Raw genomic sequence first — 7,658 nt, 5'->3', positions numbered from 1 at the left:
CTTTGTCTTCTTTTGATAATTTGGACATAATAAAAACCTCGAAATTTGGTTGTCCAAATTTCGGGGTTCATATCATTGGCTTTCTGTCTTTTTTTGTTATTAATTTTTTGAGTTCCTGGGGGGCGCGTTTTCTACGAAAACGCTTACTAAGGAAGCTACGCTCCCTACGCTCGTTGCTTCGCAACTCACTACCCTTTCTCTTTTATGTAAAAATTAATTATTAAAAGAAAGGAATAAACGTTATGTCTTAAATTACTTGAAACTTTTAGGCGCCTTGCTGCGCTTTAGAGCATAACAACAAAATAACTGTTTGTCAACCCCTAAAACCAAAAAAATGAATATTCAACCAACCTAACGGCGCCCTTTTACTTTAAGGACGCCATTTTTAGTCGTTCAAAAAAAATAAAAAATAAAAAAATAAAAAACAGAACGGCTAATTGGTTGGTTTTGGTTTCTAGGGGTGCTTTTTTTAGAAAGGAACTTTATGCTACCGATTCGTAGTCCTACCCCCCCAAAAAAAATCGAATACTAAATCACTACCACCACACTTGCATTAAGAAAAGGAATTTTAACCTATGAAGACACGTATGAACTCAGGATACTCAGCTCAAACAGCAGCGCAATATATCGATAACAACCAACCTATTTACTCCCTTAGTGATGAATGGGCAGTGAAGTACAAGTACGTTAACCAGCAACGCACCGACGAGGTGGACGGTTACAGTGCTTGGTTTACCCAAGAGGGCGTTGAACCCTTTCAAGTCAAGTTTCCCAAGTCCTTTGACTTACCTAAGTATATGACCGTTATCCAATTTGACCAACTGGAAGGCGTTGAAGTCCGTTACAACGTCTACTTTAAAGCCAACGGGATTCAAAAGGTTTAGGAGATAATTGATGTTTAAGAGAATCCGTAGCCCAGCACATGCTGGGCTTTTTTTATTGTTACTAATGTTGAATCTAGAAAGGAAACCAAACTCATGGAAAAAGAAGAGTTTGAGCAGTATTTACTGCAAAATTTGAATATGGCTTTAGGGTCTTCGACCCAAGGCGAAACGAGTTACTCGAACAGTTTTGATGTCCGCTTAGTTAAGGGAGGCTTTATCTTCATTCCTCGCCTCCCAGCCGGTTATGTAATTGATGATAATCTTTATAAAAAGATTTTCTTGATTGCAAACGCTGCTTTATATCCTGCCTATACCCTCCTCAAACAAAGTAGTGCCTATTTTGTTCCGTTGGGCAGTGATGACATGCACGTTAAGCGTGCCTTATTCTTTCCCATGAAAAAAGGCATTTCACAACGCCTTAAAATCATGGATTTACCCGATTATGTTGACCGAACAGCAGGGGCGAATATCCCCATGATGAAGAACCTGTCCATCGACTATAACCGGGTGACTAGTATGGCGATTGCGGGCAACAGTGGGTCGGGTAAGAGTTAACTACTCACTTACTTATTGACCTTTTTAAAGCCAATTTCCGATTTAGTGATTGTTGACCCAAAGTTTGACAGTCCTAGCCGTTGGGGCAAGGTCAATGTTGTGGACGTGATTCACCCCGAGGAAAACCGTTCCAAGGCGGATTTCTTATCGCAGGTTAATGACGCTTTAAGTAAGGCGTTGAAGTTGATTAATCAACGCCAACAGGAACTTTACCAACAGTCTAGTCGGCAGTTCCGCCATTACACCATTGTGATTGATGAAGTCTTAGCTTTGTCAGAGGGCGTTAATAAAGCCATTAAGGATTCATTTTTCTCCCTCTTATCACAAATTGCCTTATTAGGTCGGGCAACCAACGTCCACCTCTTATTAGTGTCGCAGCGGTTTGACTATAATTCAATCCCTGTATCAGTCCGAGAACAGTTAAATGTTCTTATACAGGTGGGCAACATTAACCAAAAGACGATTCAATTTCTGTTTCCAGATTTGAATCCAGAAGGAATTGTTATCCCAGTGGGCAAAGGCACAGGGCTAATTCAAGTCATTGACAGTGAACAGCCTTATCAAGTATTACCATTGCTTTGCCCCACGTATTTTACTCAAAAAGGAGTGAATTAAGATGAAATTGAATAAAGTTACTACCCAAGAACTTGATAACACAGCCAGCATGAGTCAAAATCGAAAATTATCACGGGCAACAATTTTCACATTACCTGTACCTGCTATTTTTGCCTTTCTTATGTGGGCATTTCAAACAGCAGCTCTTCCACACACTCAAAGTATTATTCACATTCTTTGGGTACTAACAGTTTGGACAACGATTCCGCTAGTAGGATTTGCCAGCGTATGGGCAGTTTTTCTATATATAGAATTTGCTATGCGACAAACCCAAGGAAAACATGCATGGAACTTTTTCTGTCTTTCTCGAACAGCGACTAAAGAATTTAAAAAACACTTTCGTCAACATATCGAACAAATGACTGCCGATAAAAAAGTTAGCGAAAGCTTTTCAGCTAATAGTTTTAATAAGGCGCTCAAAAAGACAGTTCTTGATATTCAAGAAAATAGAGTAACACTAATGTTTACTCTTCCTCGCAATCAACAAGGACGACAATTATATGACCAATTAGAGGTTCAAATTAGCAATTACCTAAGTGAACGGTATGAGAACTATTTCTTTGCCTCACCCACACGAAAACACGGAAAAGTATTTTTTCGGGCAACTCGTAAAGGTAATGCTGACTTTGACACAATCGAATACTGAAAAGAGGACGGGCAGCGGCTCACAAAGTGAAAGCCAGCAGCCCGTCCTCTTTTCCTTTTATGGGGAATGTCTACTACGACCATTCCCCTATGGATCAGTAATCAGTAATCACGCCCCGCCGTGAGCTGATTACTAGCAAATAAGAAAGGAGACCGATATGGCAAAAGCAAAGCGGTCAAATAAATGGACGTTCTTAATCTATCAAGAAAGCGCTCCCGATAACTACTTGGAAATTCTAGACGAACTCCAAGTTCCTTACATGCTAAGTCCTTGGCATGATAAAGACATCAATAAGAAAACAGGCGAAGTTAAGAAAGCTCATAAGCACGGAGCTTTCTTTTTTGATTCGCTCAAAACGTATAGTCAAGTATCAGACTTGATTCACGATAAGTTAAACGCCCCCGAACACGTTGAAATGGTCATGTCCCCAACTGGTATGTATGACTACTTTACCCACGCTCAAAACGAGGATAAAGCCCAATACAACGTGGACGACATTGAATTTGGTTGTGGCTTTAACCTCACTAAATTTCAAGAGGCAACGGGTAACGGTAATGCCTTAGAAAACATTATTGAAATCATTGATGAAAACGACTGTTACGAGTTTAGTAACGCCGTCAATATTATTCGAGAGTTTCACCCCGAATACTTTCCCATGTTTGTTCAGTATTCCTTTTTCTTTGGCAAGTACATTGATTCAAGACGTTACGCCACCCCAACCAAAAAACAAAGTGAGGAAATTAATGATGAAACAAAATAATCCGCAGTTAGTAGGTCGAAAGCAAGCAATTGAAATTCTTGGTGTTTCGGCGAGTGTTTTTGATGCCTATATTCGCACTGATGAAAGCTTTAAGTCATTGAAGTTAGGGACGAAAGAATTCTACTCAACTGATTTTTTAACGGATTATGTCCATAAAAAATTTGGTTTGAGTTAATAAAAAACTTTACAAGTTCTTTGTAAAGGATAGATAATATATGCTGTGTATTGAAATTTATATTATCTGTCTTTTTTATATGGAAAAGGAAGATAATTATGGCATCAATTACTACTAAACAAACAAGCTCGGGAAAACGTTATTTAGTTCAAATATCCGTTGCAACAGGTAGCGGGTATAAACGAGTTTCTAAACAGTTCAAAAGAAAAGCCGCAGCCCAAGCATGGGCTAAGGAAAGGGAGGAGGAGAAAAAACAGGATTCGGTAAAAGAAATTGATTATCAATTCTACGATTCTACATTTTCAGAATATTATAATTGGTGGTCAGACAACATTAAACGACCCGAAATACAATCGCATGTCTATTTGTTGAAACTGCAAACAAATAAAAAACGAGTGGCAGCGGTTTTTGGAGAAATGAAGTTGATGACTTTAACTCATGCTGCTGTTCAAACGAAAGTGAATCAATTTGGTCGTACAAGGGCAAAAGCAACAGTTGTTGATTTTTTAAAGTTAGTTAGACAGTCATTGCGGTATGCGGCTCTAAACGATTTAATGCGAAAAGATTTTAGTAGTGCAATAAAAGCAAATGGTCAAAGTCGAAAGAAAAAGAATGTTTCTTTATCTATCACTGACTATGCTAAGTTTCGGGCTTATCTGCTGACAATAGCCTCAAAACAGGAGTTTGCTTTATTGGCATTACTAGCCTTAGATTCTGGTGGTCGGCGTGAGGAATTGATTGCTTTAACGCAAGAAGACGTTTATGACCAAATGATTGACATTAACAAAGCACGGAAATATACAAAAGAGGACACAACACTAAAGTCAAAGCATGCTCATCGAAAAGTTACGATAACTCGAGAAGTTTTTGATTTGTTAAAACAGCATGGTCATCATAGTGATGGTTTCATTTTCAGTGATGGTGGTTTTCATCAATCGGCTGATTTAAAAGAATTATTGATAGAGGCAAAAGTTGGTATTACTACTTTTCATGGTTTACGTGATACACATGCTAGTGTTCTTTTTTCTAAGGGTATTCCAATTGATGTTATTTCTGAACGATTGGGTCATTCTAATATTAGAATCACGTTATCGCACTATATTGATTTATTGCCAGAAAAAAAGCAATCTCAAACTGAGATTGCTTTAAAATTTCTTGAAAATCCTATGTTAGAGGCATAGGATTCATGAGCTTTTTGAAAATTTGCAACCAATTTGCAACCAAACGCCTGTAAACGTTGGTGAAAAAGGGTTTTATTAACCAAGACGGTTGTAGTATTCAACGATCAAAGCTTCGTTGAGGTCAGCATCCAATTCTTCGCGTTCAGGCAAACGAACCAAAGAACCTTCCAACTTGTCGGCATCAAATGAAACGAATTGTGGACGTGAAACCACTGATTCAACAGCGATTTGGATTGGCACAATGTTCTTTGACTTTTCGCGAACAGAAATGCTTTGTCCAGGAACAACTTCGTATGATGGGATATCAACGCGCTTGCCATCAACCAAGATGTGGCCGTGGTTTACCAATTGACGTGCTTGTTGGCGAGTAGTTGCCAAACCAAGACGGTAAACAAGTGAGTCCAAACGACGTTCCAACAAGATCATGAAGTTGGTACCATGAGTACCTTGACGAATCTTACCGGCCTTGTTGAACAATGAGTGGAATTGACGTTCAGTCAAACCATAAGTGAAACGCAACTTTTGCTTTTCGCGCAATTGCATTCCATATTCAGAAACCTTTCCGCGGCGGCCTTGTCCGTGATCGCCTGGTGCGTAAGCACGGCGTGACAATTCCTTACCAGTTCCAGAAAGGGAAACACCCAAACGACGTGAGATACGCCATTTTGGTCCAGTATAACGTGACATGTATATGTCCTCCAAAATGTATTTTGCTGTACATTTGAGGGCCGGCACCAGATGCGTGCAGCGTCAAGAAAAAACGTTTCTCAGAGACTGTAGCTAAGCCCTTACTAACGAGTTAGGACGTTGTTGACGCGCTTCTTTACCGACTGCTACTCAATACAACTTCAACTAGTATAGCAAGGACTGGACCTAAAAGCAAGAAAAAGCTTGATTTAACTAGGGAAATAGGGGTGGCAAATGTGAAAGTTCTTAAGAAAAGTCTAAAAGCTAGAATAGGCCACCCTTTTTCTTATTAAATAGTGTATTCTGGACGTAAATACTGTAAAGATGAAGGTTTTGTAGATGCTGATTGTAATTACCATTGTCGTCATTGCGATTTTAGGATTAGGTTTAGGCTGGGCAGTGTTGTCGCAAAAAAAGGCGGCAACGCAGGTTAGCGACTTTAACTTGGCCAAAAAAGCGCTGTTAGACGAACACGTTGATCAGAAATTAGCGGCTGCTAAAAAACTAGCCTTGACGGGGGAGACCCTGCAAGACTACCAGATTTTAGAGCGGAAGTTCCGTAGCCTGCAAAGAAACCAATTCTTAGCAATTGACCGGGAGTTGAACAAGACGGTTCAACTGGTTTCTGGCCTAAATGTCTTTGAAACCAAACGGTCATTGGAAAAGCTTTTTGACTTAATGACAGAAGCGGCGGATTTGCAAAAAGAAATTCAGGCTGGTGTGGCTGACATTCAGCAACAAAACCAAGAACACCAAAAACTAATTGATCAGATGCATGATGAATACGAAAGCATCCGGCAAAATATCAAAACAGAACCCGAAAAGTTTGGCCCTGCGGTGGCTAAGTTGCTGTCAGTGGTTGAGGACACTGAAAAAGAGTACCAGGAATATAAGGACCTCTTAGAAGAAGGCGACCAGGTCAAGTCGGCGGAAGCTTTTGAGGCCTTAGGCATGGAAGCTGGTCAAGTGATGTCTTTGATTGACTCCATTCCACCACTGGTTGCCAAGTTGAATGGTAAGTACGTTGAACAATTGCAAGAGCTCTTTGAATCAGCAATTGATATTAAAGACCGCGGGATTGTCTTCGACGAAGAAATCTTTAAAAAGGGCTTAGACCAGGCTGACCAGGAACGGTTGAAGGGCTTGGATGTTCTGACGGACTTACAAGTCAAAGAAGCCCAGCAAGTCGCTGACCAATTGGACGTTCAAATTCAATCACTTTACGACCTACTAGAAAACGAGTACCAGGCTTACCACAACTACTTCAAGCGCCAGGATGAAATGGCTAAGCTCTTTGACCGAGTCAAGGAACAAAACCATTCTTTGTTGATTGAATTAACCTACCTAAAGGGTCGGTTTATGTTGACCCATGGTGAAGAAGACCGCCAGTCCAATAACCACCAAGAAATTGAAGAAATGGTTACCAGCCAAAAGGAAGTCCAAGATGCTTTGGCCGACCAGTCGATTACGTATAGTCAAGCAGTTGACCGACAAAGTGCTTGGTTGTCGCTTTTGACCCAATTGGATGCTGACCAGGTCGAAATGTACCAGCAAATTAATGGCTTCCAACCAGCACTGGAATCAGCCAAGAAACATAGCGTGGACTACATTAACCAAATTCGGACCCTGCAACGGTCAATTGAGCGCCAGGATTTACCTGGTTTGCCAGGTGACTTCCTATCTTATTTCTTTGCGATTAGTGATGAAATGAAAAAGCTCGACCAAGCAGTTTCTGCGAGCGAAGTTGATTTGGATGATGTCCAACGGCAGTTAAACATTGTCTCGGCTGACTTTGATACCTTAAAAGAACGGGCCCAAGACCTCTTGGCTAATGCTGACTTGGCTGTTTTGCTCCTTCAATACAGTCACCGTTATGAAGAGCAGGACGCTCAGTTAGCTAAGGCGTTGAAAAAAGCACAAGCAAGTTATCAAAACGACTTTGACTACCGAACGGTGGTTAAGACCTTGCAGCCCGAGCTTGACCGGGTAGAGCCAGGGGCTTACGCCCGTTTGGCAGCTAGTCAAGACAGCATCACCTTATAAGTAGTATTTAGCAAAAATTAAAAGGCCGGCACTTCTGACGTATACCCCAAAAACTAAAGTAAATATTTACTAGTTCGCTAAGCGGCTGGTTGCCGATATTCAATCGGTGACC

The 7,658-nt window shown here is 40.6% G+C and carries 7 protein-coding genes and 1 pseudogene; 7 read left to right on the top strand and 1 reads right to left on the bottom strand.

Features of this window, described 5'->3' with window-relative positions; translation table 11 throughout:
• Positions 1 to 575: 575 nt before the first annotated feature.
• The 6 genes and pseudogenes from AC5162_RS06300 to AC5162_RS06275 all read left to right on the top strand — a co-directional run bounded on the left by AC5162_RS06300 (position 576) and on the right by AC5162_RS06275 (position 4,816).
• On the top strand, positions 576 to 884 hold the full coding sequence (locus tag AC5162_RS06300) for a hypothetical protein (protein WP_496534406.1): 309 nt from the start codon (positions 576 to 578) through the stop codon (positions 882 to 884).
• A 93-nt stretch (positions 885 to 977) separates the two neighbouring features.
• Positions 978 to 2,054, top strand: a pseudogene (locus tag AC5162_RS06295) (AAA family ATPase).
• A gap of 1 nt (position 2,055) precedes the next feature.
• A complete protein-coding gene (locus AC5162_RS06290) occupies positions 2,056 to 2,700 on the top strand; it encodes a hypothetical protein (RefSeq protein WP_496534405.1) in 645 nt (214 codons plus the stop codon).
• Between the two features lie 157 nt (positions 2,701 to 2,857).
• On the top strand, positions 2,858 to 3,460 hold the full coding sequence (locus tag AC5162_RS06285; RefSeq protein ID WP_496534404.1) for a replication protein: 603 nt from the start codon (positions 2,858 to 2,860) through the stop codon (positions 3,458 to 3,460).
• The gene (locus AC5162_RS06280; RefSeq protein WP_496534403.1) at positions 3,447 to 3,635 is read left to right on the top strand and encodes a hypothetical protein; all 189 of its coding nucleotides are present in this window, start codon (positions 3,447 to 3,449) and stop codon (positions 3,633 to 3,635) included. Before AC5162_RS06285 ends, AC5162_RS06280 begins: the two co-directional genes overlap by 14 nt.
• A 98-nt stretch (positions 3,636 to 3,733) precedes the next feature.
• Positions 3,734 to 4,816: a tyrosine-type recombinase/integrase gene (locus AC5162_RS06275; RefSeq protein WP_496534402.1), complete on the top strand. Its 1,083-nt coding sequence runs from the start codon at positions 3,734 to 3,736 to the stop codon at positions 4,814 to 4,816.
• A 75-nt stretch (positions 4,817 to 4,891) separates the two neighbouring features.
• On the opposite strand, the gene rpsD is transcribed toward AC5162_RS06275, so the two are convergent.
• Positions 4,892 to 5,503 (bottom strand): 30S ribosomal protein S4, encoded by a 612-nt coding sequence (gene rpsD, locus AC5162_RS06270; protein ID WP_496534401.1) that lies wholly within the window; start codon positions 5,501 to 5,503, stop codon positions 4,892 to 4,894.
• Between the two features lie 339 nt (positions 5,504 to 5,842).
• Here rpsD and AC5162_RS06265 point away from each other — a divergent pair, with 339 nt between their 5' ends.
• On the top strand, positions 5,843 to 7,546 hold the full coding sequence (locus tag AC5162_RS06265; protein WP_496534400.1) for a septation ring formation regulator EzrA: 1,704 nt from the start codon (positions 5,843 to 5,845) through the stop codon (positions 7,544 to 7,546).
• Positions 7,547 to 7,658 lie beyond the last annotated feature (112 nt).

Source organism: Fructobacillus sp. ChS1-6f1-1-27, from assembly GCF_059579415.1.
This window is presented reverse-complemented; position numbering and strand designations above follow the sequence as displayed.

Coding starts and splice junctions, on each gene's coding strand:
- AC5162_RS06275 (WP_496534402.1), top strand. CDS start 3,734: ATGGCATCAATTACTACTAAACAAACAAGCTCGGGAAAACGTTATTTA.
- AC5162_RS06280 (WP_496534403.1), top strand. CDS start 3,447: ATGAAACAAAATAATCCGCAGTTAGTAGGTCGAAAGCAAGCAATTGAA.
- AC5162_RS06265 (WP_496534400.1), top strand. CDS start 5,843: ATGCTGATTGTAATTACCATTGTCGTCATTGCGATTTTAGGATTAGGT.
- AC5162_RS06285 (WP_496534404.1), top strand. CDS start 2,858: ATGGCAAAAGCAAAGCGGTCAAATAAATGGACGTTCTTAATCTATCAA.
- AC5162_RS06290 (WP_496534405.1), top strand. CDS start 2,056: ATGAAATTGAATAAAGTTACTACCCAAGAACTTGATAACACAGCCAGC.
- rpsD (WP_496534401.1), bottom strand. CDS start 5,503: ATGTCACGTTATACTGGACCAAAATGGCGTATCTCACGTCGTTTGGGT.
- AC5162_RS06300 (WP_496534406.1), top strand. CDS start 576: ATGAAGACACGTATGAACTCAGGATACTCAGCTCAAACAGCAGCGCAA.